This window comes from Natronospirillum operosum (assembly GCF_004768465.1).
Lineage (GTDB): Bacteria > Pseudomonadota > Gammaproteobacteria > Pseudomonadales > Natronospirillaceae > Natronospirillum > Natronospirillum operosum.
In genome coordinates, this window is sequence record NZ_SRMF01000001.1 from 217,842 (window position 1) to 232,494 (window position 14,653).

Annotated in this window: 16 protein-coding genes and 1 pseudogene; 11 read left to right on the forward strand and 6 right to left on the reverse strand. The window is 57.8% G+C overall.

Annotated elements, in window-relative coordinates; all coding sequences use genetic code 11:
- Nucleotides 1-182: 182 nt before the first annotated feature.
- From E4656_RS01080 to gtdA, 3 genes are read right to left on the reverse strand one after another with little or no spacing between them, the layout of a single operon-like run.
- Complete coding sequence (locus tag E4656_RS01080) at nucleotides 183-1,625, reverse strand: aldehyde dehydrogenase family protein (protein ID WP_135480396.1); 1,443 nt, start codon at nucleotides 1,623-1,625, stop codon at nucleotides 183-185.
- 45 nt (nucleotides 1,626-1,670) lie between these two features.
- A complete protein-coding gene (locus E4656_RS01085) occupies nucleotides 1,671-2,528 on the reverse strand; it encodes a fumarylacetoacetate hydrolase family protein (protein WP_135480398.1) in 858 nt (285 codons plus the stop codon).
- A gap of 19 nt (nucleotides 2,529-2,547) precedes the next feature.
- Complete coding sequence (gtdA, locus tag E4656_RS01090; protein ID WP_135480399.1) at nucleotides 2,548-3,585, reverse strand: gentisate 1,2-dioxygenase; 1,038 nt, start codon at nucleotides 3,583-3,585, stop codon at nucleotides 2,548-2,550.
- 368 nt (nucleotides 3,586-3,953) lie between these two features.
- Between gtdA and E4656_RS01095 the strand changes: the two genes are divergently transcribed.
- The 5 genes from E4656_RS01095 to E4656_RS01115 all read left to right on the forward strand — a co-directional run bounded on the left by E4656_RS01095 (nucleotide 3,954) and on the right by E4656_RS01115 (nucleotide 9,296).
- Entirely contained in the window at nucleotides 3,954-4,907 is a 954-nt protein-coding gene (locus tag E4656_RS01095; protein ID WP_135480401.1) for a TAXI family TRAP transporter solute-binding subunit, read from the forward strand.
- 13 nt (nucleotides 4,908-4,920) lie between these two features.
- Nucleotides 4,921-6,861 (forward strand): TRAP transporter permease, encoded by a 1,941-nt coding sequence (locus E4656_RS01100; protein ID WP_167855880.1) that lies wholly within the window; start codon nucleotides 4,921-4,923, stop codon nucleotides 6,859-6,861.
- A gap of 33 nt (nucleotides 6,862-6,894) precedes the next feature.
- On the forward strand, nucleotides 6,895-7,827 hold the full coding sequence (gene pcaQ, locus E4656_RS01105; protein ID WP_135480405.1) for a pca operon transcription factor PcaQ: 933 nt from the start codon (nucleotides 6,895-6,897) through the stop codon (nucleotides 7,825-7,827).
- A 14-nt stretch (nucleotides 7,828-7,841) separates the two neighbouring features.
- Nucleotides 7,842-8,150 carry a hypothetical protein gene (locus E4656_RS01110; RefSeq protein ID WP_135480407.1) on the forward strand — a complete coding sequence of 103 codons (309 nt, stop codon included), beginning with the start codon at nucleotides 7,842-7,844 and terminating at the stop codon, nucleotides 8,148-8,150.
- 186 nt (nucleotides 8,151-8,336) lie between these two features.
- On the forward strand, nucleotides 8,337-9,296 hold the full coding sequence (locus E4656_RS01115) for a calcium/sodium antiporter (RefSeq protein ID WP_135480409.1): 960 nt from the start codon (nucleotides 8,337-8,339) through the stop codon (nucleotides 9,294-9,296).
- A gap of 84 nt (nucleotides 9,297-9,380) precedes the next feature.
- On the opposite strand, the gene E4656_RS01120 is transcribed toward E4656_RS01115, so the two are convergent.
- Nucleotides 9,381-10,205, reverse strand: coding sequence for a hypothetical protein (locus E4656_RS01120; protein ID WP_135480411.1), 825 nt, complete (start codon nucleotides 10,203-10,205; stop codon nucleotides 9,381-9,383).
- A gap of 271 nt (nucleotides 10,206-10,476) precedes the next feature.
- Here E4656_RS01120 and E4656_RS01125 point away from each other — a divergent pair, with 271 nt between their 5' ends.
- From E4656_RS01125 to E4656_RS01135, 3 genes are read left to right on the forward strand one after another with little or no spacing between them, the layout of a single operon-like run.
- Nucleotides 10,477-11,148, forward strand: coding sequence for a formylglycine-generating enzyme family protein (locus tag E4656_RS01125; RefSeq protein ID WP_135480413.1), 672 nt, complete (start codon nucleotides 10,477-10,479; stop codon nucleotides 11,146-11,148).
- Between the two features lie 50 nt (nucleotides 11,149-11,198).
- Nucleotides 11,199-11,675 (forward strand): GNAT family N-acetyltransferase, encoded by a 477-nt coding sequence (locus tag E4656_RS01130; RefSeq protein ID WP_167855881.1) that lies wholly within the window; start codon nucleotides 11,199-11,201, stop codon nucleotides 11,673-11,675.
- Nucleotides 11,676-11,717: 42 nt separating this feature from the next.
- The gene (locus E4656_RS01135) at nucleotides 11,718-12,317 is read left to right on the forward strand and encodes an ASCH domain-containing protein (protein ID WP_135480417.1); all 600 of its coding nucleotides are present in this window, start codon (nucleotides 11,718-11,720) and stop codon (nucleotides 12,315-12,317) included.
- A gap of 26 nt (nucleotides 12,318-12,343) precedes the next feature.
- On the opposite strand, the gene E4656_RS20320 is transcribed toward E4656_RS01135, so the two are convergent.
- Nucleotides 12,344-12,544 carry an SDR family oxidoreductase gene (locus E4656_RS20320; RefSeq protein WP_135480419.1) on the reverse strand — a complete coding sequence of 67 codons (201 nt, stop codon included), beginning with the start codon at nucleotides 12,542-12,544 and terminating at the stop codon, nucleotides 12,344-12,346.
- 46 nt (nucleotides 12,545-12,590) lie between these two features.
- Nucleotides 12,591-12,668 (reverse strand): annotated as a pseudogene (locus tag E4656_RS20325) (L-iditol 2-dehydrogenase); the annotation flags it as partial.
- 103 nt (nucleotides 12,669-12,771) lie between these two features.
- Here E4656_RS20325 and E4656_RS01150 point away from each other — a divergent pair.
- The 3 genes from E4656_RS01150 to E4656_RS01160 all read left to right on the forward strand — a co-directional run bounded on the left by E4656_RS01150 (nucleotide 12,772) and on the right by E4656_RS01160 (nucleotide 14,650).
- A complete protein-coding gene (locus tag E4656_RS01150; protein WP_135480423.1) occupies nucleotides 12,772-13,173 on the forward strand; it encodes a hypothetical protein in 402 nt (133 codons plus the stop codon).
- Nucleotides 13,174-13,217: 44 nt separating this feature from the next.
- Complete coding sequence (locus E4656_RS01155; protein WP_135480425.1) at nucleotides 13,218-13,694, forward strand: DUF3291 domain-containing protein; 477 nt, start codon at nucleotides 13,218-13,220, stop codon at nucleotides 13,692-13,694.
- A 137-nt stretch (nucleotides 13,695-13,831) separates the two neighbouring features.
- Nucleotides 13,832-14,650 carry a BrxR family helix-turn-helix transcriptional regulator gene (locus tag E4656_RS01160; protein WP_135480427.1) on the forward strand — a complete coding sequence of 273 codons (819 nt, stop codon included), beginning with the start codon at nucleotides 13,832-13,834 and terminating at the stop codon, nucleotides 14,648-14,650.
- Nucleotides 14,651-14,653 lie beyond the last annotated feature (3 nt).

Below are 14,653 nucleotides of genomic sequence, written 5' to 3' on the forward strand. Positions count from 1 at the left end.
TACTCCTGATCCTGTTGGTTGCCTGTTGACAGACCACCGCAGGCTGATGCATCAGCTGGCTACACAGCTCTCAGCATTTGGTTGCTGTTATGAATTCCATCTGGCCCGCGTCATCGAACAACACGTGTGGCCAGTGGATCGCAGGGGCCGGTTGAGACATCGAAGTCCCTCTGTAAACCCGATCAGATCTCGTCATCGGTTTCGTAGAACACGGTTTTGGTCTCAAGGAAGTCGTTCAGGCCTTCCACGCCGTGAAGCCGGCCCAGGCCGGAGTGCTTGAACCCGCCGGTTTCGGTTTCCGCGCCCAGGCGATTGTGGGTGTTTACCCAGACGGAGCCGGCGCGGATATGGCGGGTGAGACGCTGAGCACGTTTGACATCCCGGGTCCACACGCTGGCGGCCAGGCCATAACGGGTGGCATTGGCACGGGCCAGCATGTCGTGTTCGTCTGTGGCCCGTTCGATATTGAGCACGGGGCCAAACAGCTCTTCCTGCACCAGAGGATCACTGACGTCATTGATGTGGATCAGGGACGGTGTGATAAATGCGCCCTTGGCCAGGGGGCCGCCGGGATCTGTTCCTTCCAGCAGTATCTCGCCGCTTTTGCGCGCCTCCTGCACACTGCCCAGTAGCCGGTCGCGGCTGGGACGGTCGATAATGGCTCCCATTGTGGACGTCGGGTCGTCCCCGCGCCCGGTCTTGATGGCGGCAAGAGAGGTAATCAGTCTTGCAGCAACTTCATCGAACCGGTCCGGTGCCACCACCACCCGGGTAATCGCCGTGCACATCTGCCCGGCCAGAATGGTGGCGTTGCGTGTAATCACGGGAATGGCTGTGTTCAGGTCGGCATCACTGCACACCAGCGTCGGGGCTTTGCCGCCCAATTCCAGGGAGAGCCGCTTCAGGGTGCCGGAGGCAGCCTTCATGATGGCCTTGCCCGTGCTGCTGGCACCGGTGAAGGAAATCACGTCCACCTCAGGGTCGGTAGTCAGAGCCTGGCCGACAGCGATACCGTTCTCATTGACCGAGTTGACCACGCCGGCGGGCAGTTCTTCGACACCTGCCAGGCACTCCATCATGATGCGGTTAACATTGGCAGTCTGTGGTGCCGGCTTCACCACGACAGTGCAACCAGCAGCCAGAGCGGGTGCCAGGCTGCGGATCAACAGTGTGGCCGGGGCGTTCCAGGGCACGATGATGGCGGCGACGCCGGCGGCTTCGCGGTTGAACATGACCAACTGGTTGGTGTCCAGTTCCGTGACCCGACCGGCAATGGTGCGGGCCAGACCGGCGTAGTAGCGGCACTCGCTGATGCATCCCATGACCTCGTGTACGGCTTCACTTTGCAGCTTGCCGGATTCAGCCACGATCATGGCCGCCAGTTCGTCTTTGCGTGCGGCAATGCGGTCGGCATAAGCCAGAAGTACGCTGGCACGCAGGCGAGGACTGGTTGACCATTTGGCGGCCTCAAAGGTGCGCCGGGCAATCGCCACTGCTTCACGCGCCAGGGTGGCGCTGCCCAGAGCGTATTCGCCTACCACTTCGCCGTCGGCCGGGTTGGTGGTAGTGGCGGTGCCACTGTTGCCAGCGAGCCATTCGCCATTAATCCAGTGATTTGCTTGCATGGTGCTGCCTCTTGTTATGCGACAGGGCGGTCGGGTCTATTGGTGCTATCGAACATTGACTGTCATCTCGCCGATGCGGTCGATTTCAGCCCGCATGACATCACCTCGGGCGATAGGAGCGACCCCTTCGGGGGTGCCAGTGAGAATGACGTCTCCCGGTTCCAGGGTGTACGACTGGGAAGCGAAGGACACACATTTGGCCACCGACCAGATCAGATCCCGGGTGTTGGCATCCTGGCGTGGTTCACCGTTGACACTGATACTCAGCCGGATGTTGCCGGGGTCGCCAAACTCGTCGGCGGTGACCAACCAGGGGCCCAGCACGGTAAAGGTATCCAGTGACTTGCGGTAACTGCGGTCTTCCGTGCCCCGAATGGTGATATCAAGACCGATAAAGTAACCGGCCACATACTCCAGGGCGTTTTCCAGAGAAACGTTGCGGGCGGTCTTGCCGACCACCAGGCCCAACTCCACTTCGTGGTCGGTGCGTCGGCCATCGTCATGGTGTATCTGCACCCCTTCACTGGCGCCAACCAGAGAGCTGTTGGCTTTCAGGAACAGGGCGTATCGGTCAATCAGTGACACCTCGGTGCCAAAGTTGATGCCCTGGTCTTCGCGGGACTCCTCAATGTGCTTCATGTAATTGACTGGGGCGGCAATGATCTTGCCTGGGTTGGCCACGGGACTGAGCAGCTTGATGTCCGCCAGTTTCTGGCGCGGAGCTGTTGCGGCGGCCTCTTCCAGCTTGGGGCGCAGGTCATCAAGCGCGGCCACAAAGGCGTCGCCGCGCTTGAAAGGCCACTGTTGTGGTGGTAAGCAGTCCATGACGACGGCTGTCACGTCCGCTACCTCGTCGCCGCTTACAACGCCGACCCGGTTGTTGTTATAACGACAGATTCGCATGATTTTTCCTCGTATTGAATTACTGCCTCTGCTCACGAAAGAAGCCCAGCTTCTCGTGTGCCGCACGGTCTGAAAAGAAGAACAGAAAGCAGTCTTGTGACGGCTTTATGTGGCGCCATTGCCAGCCCGGAATGGCGATGACGTCCTTGGCCTGGAAAACCATGACCTGGTTATCAATGGTGATTTCCCCGCTGCCTTCCACCACGTGCATCACCATGCTGTCCGTGGAGCGCACCGGCAATGTGTTCTCCCCGCTTTTCAGGTGGGTTAGCCAGGTGGCCATGGTGGGCATGGCCCAGCCACCATCAATGGGATTGGCGTAACGCAGGGTGTGCCCGGAATACGGGTCGGGCTCGCGGTTTTGCGCAGTGGTCACCAGCGTTTCGCGACTGCGTTCATAGGGGTAGTTGAAGATGGGTGTGGTGGCACCGTAGGGGCTCTCGGCGTGTATCGGCAGCATACCCTGGCCGAATGTGGCCATGGAGTCGCCCTCTGGTCTGGAAACTACCTGCCGACTGCTCTTGGACTGTTCCGAAAACACGGCTTCAAAGTACCGCAACATGGGAATGTCCAGACCGTCCATCCAGACCACCGGTCCATTGCCGTCATTGCCATGATCATGCCAGGCCCAGGCAGGGGTAATGACGAAGTCCCCTTCGCGCATGGTAGTCCGCTCGCCACCTACAGCCGTGAAGCCCTGTTCGCCTTCAATGAGAAAACGCAGTGCGGACGGGGTATGCCGATGCGCTGGTGCGGTCTCACCAGGAAGAATCAACTGAATGCCGGCGTACAGGCTTGCAGTCGTACGGGATTCTCCGGGAAAACCCGGGTTCTCGAGCACCAGGACACGGCGTTCGGCTTCCTCGGCAGTAAGCAGTTGGCCGGATTCCATCAGCAGTGGCCTGAGCTCCTGGTACCGCCACTGGTGAGCCGAGGCTTTGGAAGCCGGCTCTTTGGGTACGATGTCCTTCAGTACCTCCCACAAGGGTGCTGCGTGCAGTGGTGACAGTTTATCGTAAAACCTTCTGCGGTCTGGGCTTGCATAGTCAAAAGCCATATCAGGATATACCTCGCAATCCGTTCTTATCGTTATGGGGCGATTCAGCCACGACGTTGTTGCGATAGAGTATGCTTCCGCAGAAAAGTTAATTAAATTGAGTTTTTGTGCTCAGTGGATAACATTTTGGAATGCACGAGCTCGGCACAGATACTTAACCTGTGGTTAATCATGGTGACTGAACATTCATTACTAATTGGCAGGACGTCACCTTATAGTCGGTTTCTACTGAGGGTTCAGTACAACAATCACAACAACCAATTGAACGTCACCTGCCTTGCTCTGGGTGATGATGATACCGGCAGAAAATTGCGGGCTCACACCGGAGATGCAGGCGGACCAGTTCACACGACCGCAGAGGGTTAATCATGAGTATTATGACTAAAGGTTGTCTGTCGGCAGCACTGGTGGTGGCTGCTTTGGCACTGCCCGCACACGCGTTGGCTCAGACCGTCGGTGTTGGAACCATGTCCCAGGGCACGATAAGTTATACAACCGGCTCGGTGATCTCCCGAGTAATGAATGAGGACATGGGGCTTCAGGCTCGGGTTCAGCCCAGCTCCGGCGAAACGGTGCTGATTCCGCTGTTGAACAATGGCGATGTGGATTTTGGTATTGCCAACGTGCTGGAAGCCTATCAGGCCTACACCGGTACCGGTGTCTTCGAAGGGCGTGCGCAGGAAAACCTGCGGGTCGCTGGCGTAGTCTTCCCGCTGCGCACCGCCATGTTTGTGCGCGCAGACAGTGACATCCACACCCTGGCGGACCTGGAAGGCAAGCGTGTGACGATGGGTTTTTCCGCCATGGGCACCATTGACCAGGTAATGGCTGCGGTACTGGCCAATGCTGGGCTCGAACGCGGTGATATTCAGCCGGTCATGGTGCCCAATGTGGTGGCTGGTGCCGAGCAGTTGCAGAATGGCCGGGCTGATGCCTTCTTCTTCGCTCTGGGCGGAGCCAAACCATCGGAAGTGAACGCGTCCGTACCGTTGCGGGTATTGCCAATGAACAACGACGCTGAGTCCATCGAGCGCATGCAGGCGATTTTCCCGGACGGGTATATTGACGTAGCTGAGCCCCTGCCCAACTACGTCGGCATGGATGAGCCGACCGCTGTACTGGCCTACGATAACCTCTTGCTGACCAATAGCACCGTGTCCGAAGAGATGATGCGCACCGTGCTGGACGGTCTGATTGCAGAGAAAGACAGCCTGGTGGCTGGTCTGCCGCTGTTCAATGAGCTGACGGCAGAGGATATCTACAAGCCACAGTTGCAGACACCGTACCATCAGGCAGTCATCGACTGGGCAAACGGGCAGTAAGGGTCACATGAGGATGGTAAACCCGAAGGTTCTGTGTGGCCTGGGCTGGTGCCGAGCCGGCCTGAGCGTGTTGCTGATGGTAGTGATCACCGGCTGGGTGCTGGATATTGCAGCTACCTATCTGGGGCGCTACTACTACAACGAGCAGTTTCTGGCACTGGCGGCTGGGCTGGCAGTGGCCATTGTGTTGCTGGAAGGCAATACAATGGTCAGGCCGGTCTGGTTCGTGGCGCTGAATACCGGGTTTACCCTGGTCGTCCTGTCACTTTTTGTGTACGTCGCTGTGCGTTTTCCGGCATTGCAACTGGAGGTGGCCTCTGCGCCATTGAACGCTGTCGTGATGGGGTTCTTCATGCTCATCGGGGTCATGGAGGCCGTGCGGCGTAAGACAGGGTGGTTTCTGCCCTGTCTGGTTGTCTTTTTGGTCGGGTTTGCTTTTGTCGGGCCGCATCTGCCAGCGGTCTATCAGACCAGACCAGTCTCGTTTTCGCGCATCATGGTGTACCTCTCACTGGATACCAATGCGCTGCTCTCACAAATTCTGGCGATTGCCGCCATTGTCGTCGCCCCGTTTATCGTGTTCGGGTACCTGCTCAACAATTTTGGCGGCAGTGCCGTGTTCTCTGACCTGGCTGCAAAGGCGGTCGGCAGGTACAAGGGTGGACCGGCCAAGGTTTCAGTGGTGGGTTCCGGAGCGTTTGGCATGGTGTCCGGCAGCGCGGTGGCCAATGTGGTGGCTGTCGGTTCGGTGACTATTCCCACCATGGTGCGTGCCGGATATTCCCGCCATGTAGCCGGTTCCATCGAGGCAGTGGCATCCACCGGCGGGCAACTGATTCCCCCGATCATGGGGGCGTCCGCGTTCCTGATGGCCGAACTGCTGCAGATTCCCTACCGCACGGTGGCACTGGCGGCCATTGTGCCATCCCTGTTGTTTTATCTGGCCCTGCTGTTGTCAGTGGATTTTGAAGCCCGCCGCCTGAACATTCAGGGCGATCCCAACCTGAAGCTGGACCTGGACGATGACACCATCGACGAGGTCAACAAGCGCCATCGCTGGCGCTACCTGCTGCCTGCAGGAGTACTGATTTACTTCCTGTTCTGGCGCAATATGTCGCCGGAAATCGCCGGTATCTATTCCACGGCGTCTCTGCTGATCGTACATTTTATCTGGCCGTGGCAGGGCCTGTGGCAACGGATTCAGATGGCCGCTTTTGGTCTGGTTCGCGCCATGGGTCCCATTTCCGACATCATTGTGCTGGCCGGTGCCGCCGGCCTGGTTATCGGCATACTCAACCTGACTGGCGTCGCCTTCGCGATCACCATTCAGATGCTGGCCATCAGCGGTGGGGTGCTCGCTATTCTGCTGTTGTTAACCGCGATCCTGAGTATCATTCTCGGCCTTGGAATGCCCACCGTCGGGGTCTATGTACTGTTGGCGACACTGGCGGCCCCAGCGCTGATTCAACTGGGGGTTGTGCCGGTCGCGGCGCATCTCTATGTGCTCTATTTCGGTATGCTGTCGATGATCACTCCGCCTATTGCTATCGCCAGCTTCGCGGCGGCCAGTGTTGCCAATACCAGCCCATGGAGAACAGCTTTTGCGTCACTGAAGGTGGGTGCCGGTATTTATCTCATTCCCGTTGCCTTTGTGCTGCAGCCAGAATTGCTGATGCTGGGTTCCGGTGGAGATCTGTTGCTGGCGGCGGCCAGGTGTGCCCTGGCAATCGCCTTGTTGTCTGCGGCTGCGGTAGGCCATGTCGTCAGGCCCCTGGTCTGGCAGGCTCGTATAGGGGTTGGACTGCTGGCTCTGCCCAATGTGCTGTCTTTCGGTTCATCGGTACCTGACACCCTGTTGTGGTTGATTGCAGCTATGGGGACGGCCATGATGGTGTGGTTGTGCTGGCCCGACCGGAGGGAATCAGTGAAAGTCGGTGCGATGGAGCAGCAGTAAACCCGACATGCACCGCCTGGAGATATTAAAACCATGGACCGACGTCTCAAATTGCGTCACTTTCAGTGTTTTATTGAAGTGGCTCAGTCGAATCATCTGACTGATGCCGCCAAAAGCCTGAACATTACCCAGGCGGCAGTATCCAAGACGCTGACGGAACTGGAAGCTATCGTCGGCGCCAAACTGCTCAGTCGGGATCGACGGGGTGTGAGCCTTACCAGTCAGGGAGAGCTGTTCTTCCACTACGCGTCTGCGGGTCTCGCATCCTTGGAGAACGGTTATGAGGGCCTGACAGGTGGGCCGAATACACCCCAGATAGAGTTGCGGATTGGCGTTTTGCCGACGGTGGCTGCGCGCTTTATGCCATCAGCGATCAAGCAGTTCTCCATCGACAACATGCGGCCGGTGAACATTTCGTTGCAAACGGGTTACAACCACCTGTTGCTGGACCTGCTGCACAGCGGCAAAACGGACCTGGCCATTGCCCGTATCGGCAGCCCCGAGATGATGCGAGAACTGGAGTTTACCCACCTGTACTCCGAGTCTCTGGTATTGGTGGCCCGCAGTGACCACGCGCTGTTCGAGTTGACCGGACGAAGCCGTTTGGCGGAGGTTGCGAAGTATCCCTTTTTGCTGCCGCCAAAGGACATCAGTATTCGTCCCATCGTCGAGCAGGCGTTGATTACTCTGGGCATCGGCATGCCGACGACGGTGATCGAGACCATTTCCAACACCTTTGGACGTGCCTTTCTGCGGGGATCCGATGCGGTCTGGATGATCTCCTACGGGGTAGTGGTGGACTATCTGAATTCGGGTGTGCTCAGGCTGCTGACCGACCCGATAGAAAATACCAAGGGGCCGGTTGGCCTGATCAGGCGGGAAGATCAGGAGGTGGATGTTTCCATGCGACAGCTGACGTCCATTCTTCTACAGCAGACACGTCACCTGCGAGACGCGGTGAACTGAAGCCAGAGGCAACCATGACTGAAGACTGGATGGTGGCCATTCCTCAAGGTGAAATACACTTGCGGGATGATCGAAAGAAGACAAGCCGGCGCTCCGAGATAGCCCAGTTTCAGATGAGCATAACGCAGGCAGTGTATTCCAAAATCATGTCACGTGCTCCGGCGGCCTTTATCATTCGGCAAGTGGCATTGTCAGATGCAGAAGCGATACCGGAAGTGCTGCGTTGGTCGATAGCCGAGGTGTGCCATGCTGATCATAAGGGCGACAAAGCTCTTCTGCATCAGTGGTTGGCGAACAAGACACCTGACAGCGTCACAAAGTGACTCAGCTCATCTTGGCATCTCGGCTCACAAAGGGAAAATCGTCATCCGTATATAACCCTCAAGTGCACTCGACTGCTACCTGCCTGGACAAGGGCCGGCGGGCTCTCTGTTGCCATGCAAGGTGATGAGTTGGCTGGCTCATGTGCAACCATCTCCCATTCAGCTAGCAACCAGGAGCTTAAAATTATGTTGAACATGCTGTTGGTCGCCGTCGGAGTTTTGCTTCTGACGAGTGGCGGTGAGGCACTTATCAGAGGGTCTTTGGCCGCCGCCAATAGACTGGGGATTTCGCCTCTGCTCAGCGGCTTGTTGATTGTCGGCTTCGGCACGTCTGCTCCCGAGCTTGTTGTCTCAATCGATGCTGCTCTCAACGACCGGCCTGACATTGCAATCGGCAACGTTGTCGGAAGTAATATTGGCAACATCTTGCTTATTCTGGGTGTGTGCGCACTGATAACGCCTCTTGCTGTGAAGCCGCTGGTATTGCGGCGTGATGGTGTTACGGTAGTTGCGGCCAGCATGCTGTTTCTTGTCCTTGTGGGTGGTGATGCATTGGCCAGGTCTGACGCTACCCTGTTCCTGCTGGCGCTGGCCGCATACTTGATCTGGGCTTATTTGACAGAACGCTCCGGGGAGTCCCCTTCAGCAGAGTTGCACCAGGCGGAAGGGCAAGAGGTAACTACGCTTCCCAGGACGACGCTTTGGATCGTCATGGCCGTTGTGTTCGGTTTGGTTCTTTTGATAGCGGGCTCACAAGTCTTGTTGAAGGGGGCAGTGGGGATAGCTGAGTCGCTTGGTGTCTCAGAGGCTGTTATCGGTCTGACCCTGGTGGCGCTTGGCACGTCATTGCCTGAGCTGTCCATCTCAGTTATCGCTGCGTTCCGGCGTCATGCCGATGTTGCCATTGGCAATGTCCTGGGCAGTAATATTTTCAACCTCTTGGGCATACTCGGCATTTCCGCGTTACTGCAACCACTGCCAGTGCACGCACGAATTCTGCAGTTTGATCAGTGGGTCATGCTCGGGACGTCGCTCATTTTGTTGTTCTTTCTGTTCACGGGCAGTCGGCTTAGCAGGTTCGAAGGCGGGTTGCTACTGCTCAGTTACGGAGCCTACCTGGCCCTTGGTTTTACGGTATTCAGCTGAGGAAGTCAGTGCATGTCCACCCTGATTTTCAGGGGCATGGTACGGGCGCCACGGTTTTGTACAAACCGGCGAGTCAGAATGGGGTCAGATCCCCAGCTCGCTGGTCGCCCCGGCTCCATGGCCCTGAAGCTGCGTGGTGTAGGCATCATCACTCGGCATGGACTCTTCATCATCCGGGGCGTCGTCGCCATTCGCCGAAGACACCTGATGCTGCACTACGCCGCCCGGTACCTGATCACTGAGCCACCAGGTCTCCTGACCGCCGCCGGCTCCAAACCGAACGCGTGTGGCATCGAAGGTGCCGGCCGGCACATCAATGGTCTCCTGGCCTTCTGTGGCGCCGTCGATGCTCTCCTGCGTCAGCACCCGGGGTGCCTGATAGTTCTGTTCTTCAACCGGCATCTCCTGTGGCTCGTCATCATCCGGAAACTGGGTACGCAGGCGCAGCATCTGCTCACGGTTCTCGGAAAACAGCGCTTCCATAATGATGATGTCATCGCTGGCATTGTCCTGATACACCACCTGCCACCATTCCCGCCCGTTGTCCTGGCGCTCCAGCAGTGCCCGGCGCATGATGTTTTCCGGAACATCGTCATCATCCGTGACCACTACCCACTCGGTGTATTCGCCCGGCTCATAGCCACGGGTGGCATCGGTGAGGATGTACCCTTGGCTGTTGAAAGCCACCTGCATCAGGTAGCCGGTGTAGAAGCGAGTCAGTTGCGGTGAATACTGGCGCACGATGGCCTCGCCCACCGCTTCACCGATGGCTCGCCCGGCCGCTTCACCCATGGCGCTGGTAGCGGCATTCAGAGGATTCATCGGGCGTGATGATGAACCGCCCCCGGGTGACCCGCAGGCCACCAGGCCCAGAGACAGACAGACCGCAGCCGTGCGTACAATGTTCATGCTTCTACTCCCTTTGAAGTCCAGTCTGTCGGACCGCAGTGTTGAATGAATTCAATCCAGCATACCGACCGCCCGCCATGCAGGCAATGGCACAGCCATTGCGGACCAAGCCTCTATGCTGCACTGCAGTCAAAGCCAAAGGCTGGACGAAAAACGATTCGTATCGTTCACATCTACTCTTGTCGGAGAGCGACATGTGCTCACGTTTTCCAATATGATGTCATTATGACTGCTGAATCAGACCGCTGGCAAAGGGAAGCCCGAGGCAACCATGATTGAAGACTGGATGGTGGCCATTCCGCAAGGTGAAATACACTTGCGGGATGACAGAAAGAAGACCAACTGGCGTTCCGAGATAGCTCCGTTCCTGATGAGCAGGTACCTGATAACGCAGAAAGTCTATGCCGAAGTCATGTCACTTGCTCCAGCGACCTTCCGTGGTCTGAAAAAGCCGGTGGAAAGTGTCTCCTGGTTCGACGCTGTTCAGTTTTGCAACAGGCTCAGTGAACTGTCCGGCCTGGAAAAATGCTATGTCATCGATACAGACAAGGAGTCTGTTGGCCTGGTTGCTGGCGCTGATGGCTACAGGTTACCGACAGATGCGGAATGGGAATACTCATGCCGGGCAAACTCCAAGGCTGTCCAATATGGAGAGGTTGATGACATTGCCTGGTATGAAGGCAACTCCGGCCAGACCACACATGACGTCGGCTTGAAGCAACCCAACGACTTTGGCTTGTTCGATATGCTGGGCAATGTCTGGGAATGGTGCTGGGATCTGTACGACCCGGAAGTCTACGGCCCTTATCGTGTGTTTCGTGGCGGGGGCTGGTCAGATGGGCCACGGGGTTGCCTGGCATCCAACCGGAGAAGAAGTCATCCCACCTATGCCATCGACGACTTGGGCTTCAGAGTGGCAAGGTCGGTGTCTACCAGTACATGACGGCAGAATTTGATGGCCCCGCTTGTCGCGGGCAGGACCAAGGAGTCGAAATGGCCGGTATCATTCGACAAGCGGCATTGTCAGATGCAGAAGCAATAACGGGAGTGCTGCGGCGGTCGATAGCCGAGCTGTGCCGCGCCGATCACAAAGGCGACGAAGAACTGCTGCAACAGTGGTTGGCGAACAAGACACCTGACAACGTCGCCAAGTGGCTTGGTTCTGGAAGCACGACTGCCTGGGTGGCCGAATTGGACCACAGGGTGGTCGGCGTCGGCATGCTGAGCCGGCCGGGCGAAGTGCTGCTGTGCTATGTCACGCCAGAAGTCATTGGCAAGGGCATGGGCTACCAGCTATTGCAGTGCATGCTCCAGGCAGCGAACGGCTGGGGCCTCAAGCGCGTTTTCCTTGAGAGCACAGCAACTGCCCAAAACTTCTACCTCTGCAATGGCTTTGAACCGGCCGGTGAACCCGTGATGTCTGGCCGCATGTGGGGGTATCCCATGCAACGAGAAGTCGCCTTTGGATGAGTTGATATGGCGATGGTATATGGCTGAAACGGAGATGACCCGATGCTGTTTCGGAAGGAGTTTCTCGAAGGCATTCGCACAGGTGCAGTTACACTGGCTTTCCGGCGCTGGCGGCGGCCATCCGTTCGATCCGGGGGCACGCTGCTTACGCCTGTCGGGCAACTCCATATTGTGTCTGTTGAGCCGGTGGCCCTCAACCGGATATCGGCAGCAGATGCCCGCCGTGCCGGGTACGAGTCGAGGGAAAAGTTGCTGGATGAACTGCAACGTCGGCCGGACGGCGAGATCTACCGCATTGAACTCGGATCATTGCTTCCAGACCCCCGAATTGCGCTGCGCGAAACCTCTGAAGTTGCGGAGGCTGAATACGAGGCTCTGCGGCACAGGTTGAGACGATTGGATGCACGAGCCTCAGAGGGAGCATGGACACTTCGTACATTGGAAGCGCTGAGTTCCCATCCGGGAGTTCGCGCGGGAGAGCTGTGCGGCCTTGTTGGCCTGGAGAAAGAGCGCTTCAAACTCAACGTGAGGAAACTGAAGAACCTCGGGCTTACCGAAAGCCTTGGGACCGGGTACCGTTTATCGCCCCGGGGTGAGGCATTGCTCAGCCTCCTGCGTTCGGATACAGGCAATGCCCCTTGACAGTTGGTCCGTCTGACCCGTGACGCTCAGGACTTGCCAGCGGTAAACCCTCCATCTACGAGCAGGTTGGCACCGGTGACAAAACTGGCTTCATCTTCCAGAGCCAGTGTTCGCGTCATGTTGACCACAGCGCCCTTGGCGGCCGAGTAGGCGGCTGTCCCTGACTGGCCGAACACGCCGAGGATGGACGCACAGTTCACGATACTGCCGCTGCGCTTCCTGTTCATCCGAACTGTCGGCAAGGTCTGCTATCACGGCATTGGCGCCTTCCTCCAGAGCCCGTTCCACGGAATCCAGACCAATACCGCTGGCCCCGCCGGTTATCAGTACGACCTTGTCTTGGAGTCTCATGATGGAGTACCTCGTTGGTTGTCACTCTTTCATGGTATGACGATTGCTCTGATCAAATAATGACCTGAATCAAGGTTGTGTGATCGGCAGGGACTATTGCAGGATGCTGACGCGACAGCAGCACACTGGCTCCAGAATGAGAAAGTTGGGCAGGAAGGCACGCCAGCGCACTGATGAGCAGCTGGCCGAGCGCGAGCAGGCGGTGTTGCAGGCCACGGCGTTTGACTGGGAGGCCATCAAGCCGGCGCTGTCTGATGCGGCAGAACAGCAATTGCTGATGGAGGCGGTCGCCGCTGCCACGGCCCGCAACGAGAGTGTGGGGCAGGTGGTGGAGCGGCTGAAGAAATTGGGCGAGAAGGGAGAGGAACTGGCCGAGCTACCAACTTTATTACCCGAGCAGGCGCCAGAAATCGGCCGCCCTGTCGGCGCTGGTGGAGCTGTTGAGGTACTCACCGCAGAACCGGATTCATGCCGATGGGTAAGAAAGGGTATAAAAGGGGCCTGACCCTTTTTCCTTTTACAGTCGTTTAACAAGGAGAGCGACAAACCGTGAGTAAATACCAACTTGCCCAACTCAACATCGCCCGCTTGCTGGCGCCTCTGGACTCGCCGCAGTTGGCGGATTTTGTCGCCAACCTGGACCGAATCAATGCCCTGGCGGAAAGCTCTCCGGGCTTTGTCTGGCGCCTGCAGACGGAAGAAGGCGACGCCACCAGCATCGACTACTTCGGTGACGACAAGATCGTCAACATGTCTGTCTGGGAGTCCATCGAAGCCCTGCATGATTACGTGTACCGGTCGGCACATGTTGAAGTGCTGCGGCGCAAGAAAGAGTGGTTCCATACCATGGCCGAAGCCCACATGGTGCTCTGGTGGGTGCCTGCCGGGCATTTGCCCTCCATAGAAGAGGCCGCCGTGAAGCTGGCGCTGTTCAATGAGCAGGGCCCGACCGAGCAGGCGTTCAGCTTCAAGCAGCCCTTCCCGGCACCAGTCGGTACCGTAGGAGCTCGCCCCGCGAGCGATTAGTCCGCAACCACCCTACCGTAGGAGCTCGCCCCGCGAGCGATGAACATTTGGCCAGAGGCTGGCCTGCAACAATGCCCGGCACTCACCCTGAAACCCCTGTGCTACACTGAACCGAGTAGCCCAAGGAGCGGATGCAGATGCAGAAGCAAGACCCTCAGTTCTGGTTTATCGAACTGCTGGCCTGGTGGGAAGGCCGTATCAACACCCGACCCCTGATGCGTTACTTCGGTCAGTCCCGCCAGAGTGCCAGTGCTCATATTCAGCGGTACCGTGAGTCTCACCCGGATGCTCTCAACTACCACCCCCGCCACAAAGCCTACGAACCCACAGATACCTTCAAACCGCATTACCTCTCAGGTGATGTCAGCGAATATCTGAACTGGGTCACCGGCATAGCTCCGGCACCGCCCGACAACCAGATCAACCACGAAAGCATCCAGCATCCGCCCCGCCAGATCAGCCCTCAGGTCATACGTCCTCTGGTGTCGGCCGTGCGCGAAAACAGACGGCTTGACGTTGAATACCTCTCAGTCACCAGCGCCGACACCGACGGCCGGGTGATCGCTCCGCATACCCTGGTCAACACTGGCCTGAGGTGGCATGTGAGAGCCTTCTGCGAGCGCAGCAAGGCCTATCGGGATTTTGTGCTCAGCCGTTTTCGCGGCCAGCCGGAACTGATGGACCGCAGCGACCACACCGCCGAACAGGACACCGCCTGGAACACCAGGGTTCAACTCGCCATCGAACCTGACCCGCGCCTGAGTCAAGCCAAACGACAGGTCATCGAAAACGACTACCGGATGCAAAACGGCACCCTGATCATCACCACCCGAGCTGCTCTGGCCCAGTACACCCTGCAGGACATGCAGGTCAGCACCAAAACCCTGGATGGCAACCCGGAAGCCCAGCAGCTCGTGCTGGCCAATTATGACGAGGTGAAGGAATGGCTGTTTTGAAGC

Excerpts from the sequence above, each read along its gene's own strand:
- E4656_RS01080 (WP_135480396.1), bottom strand. The coding sequence starts at position 1,625 with ATGCAAGCAAATCACTGGATTAATGGCGAATGGCTCGCTGGCAACAGT.
- E4656_RS01085 (WP_135480398.1), bottom strand. The coding sequence starts at position 2,528 with ATGCGAATCTGTCGTTATAACAACAACCGGGTCGGCGTTGTAAGCGGC.
- gtdA (WP_135480399.1), bottom strand. The coding sequence starts at position 3,585 with ATGGCTTTTGACTATGCAAGCCCAGACCGCAGAAGGTTTTACGATAAA.
- E4656_RS01095 (WP_135480401.1), top strand. The coding sequence starts at position 3,954 with ATGAGTATTATGACTAAAGGTTGTCTGTCGGCAGCACTGGTGGTGGCT.
- E4656_RS01100 (WP_167855880.1), top strand. The coding sequence starts at position 4,921 with ATGGTAAACCCGAAGGTTCTGTGTGGCCTGGGCTGGTGCCGAGCCGGC.
- pcaQ (WP_135480405.1), top strand. The coding sequence starts at position 6,895 with ATGGACCGACGTCTCAAATTGCGTCACTTTCAGTGTTTTATTGAAGTG.
- E4656_RS01110 (WP_135480407.1), top strand. The coding sequence starts at position 7,842 with ATGACTGAAGACTGGATGGTGGCCATTCCTCAAGGTGAAATACACTTG.
- E4656_RS01115 (WP_135480409.1), top strand. The coding sequence starts at position 8,337 with ATGTTGAACATGCTGTTGGTCGCCGTCGGAGTTTTGCTTCTGACGAGT.
- E4656_RS01120 (WP_135480411.1), bottom strand. The coding sequence starts at position 10,205 with ATGAACATTGTACGCACGGCTGCGGTCTGTCTGTCTCTGGGCCTGGTG.
- E4656_RS01125 (WP_135480413.1), top strand. The coding sequence starts at position 10,477 with ATGATTGAAGACTGGATGGTGGCCATTCCGCAAGGTGAAATACACTTG.
- E4656_RS01130 (WP_167855881.1), top strand. The coding sequence starts at position 11,199 with ATGGCCGGTATCATTCGACAAGCGGCATTGTCAGATGCAGAAGCAATA.
- E4656_RS01135 (WP_135480417.1), top strand. The coding sequence starts at position 11,718 with ATGCTGTTTCGGAAGGAGTTTCTCGAAGGCATTCGCACAGGTGCAGTT.
- E4656_RS20320 (WP_135480419.1), bottom strand. The coding sequence starts at position 12,544 with ATGAACAGGAAGCGCAGCGGCAGTATCGTGAACTGTGCGTCCATCCTC.
- E4656_RS01150 (WP_135480423.1), top strand. The coding sequence starts at position 12,772 with ATGCTGACGCGACAGCAGCACACTGGCTCCAGAATGAGAAAGTTGGGC.
- E4656_RS01160 (WP_135480427.1), top strand. The coding sequence starts at position 13,832 with ATGCAGAAGCAAGACCCTCAGTTCTGGTTTATCGAACTGCTGGCCTGG.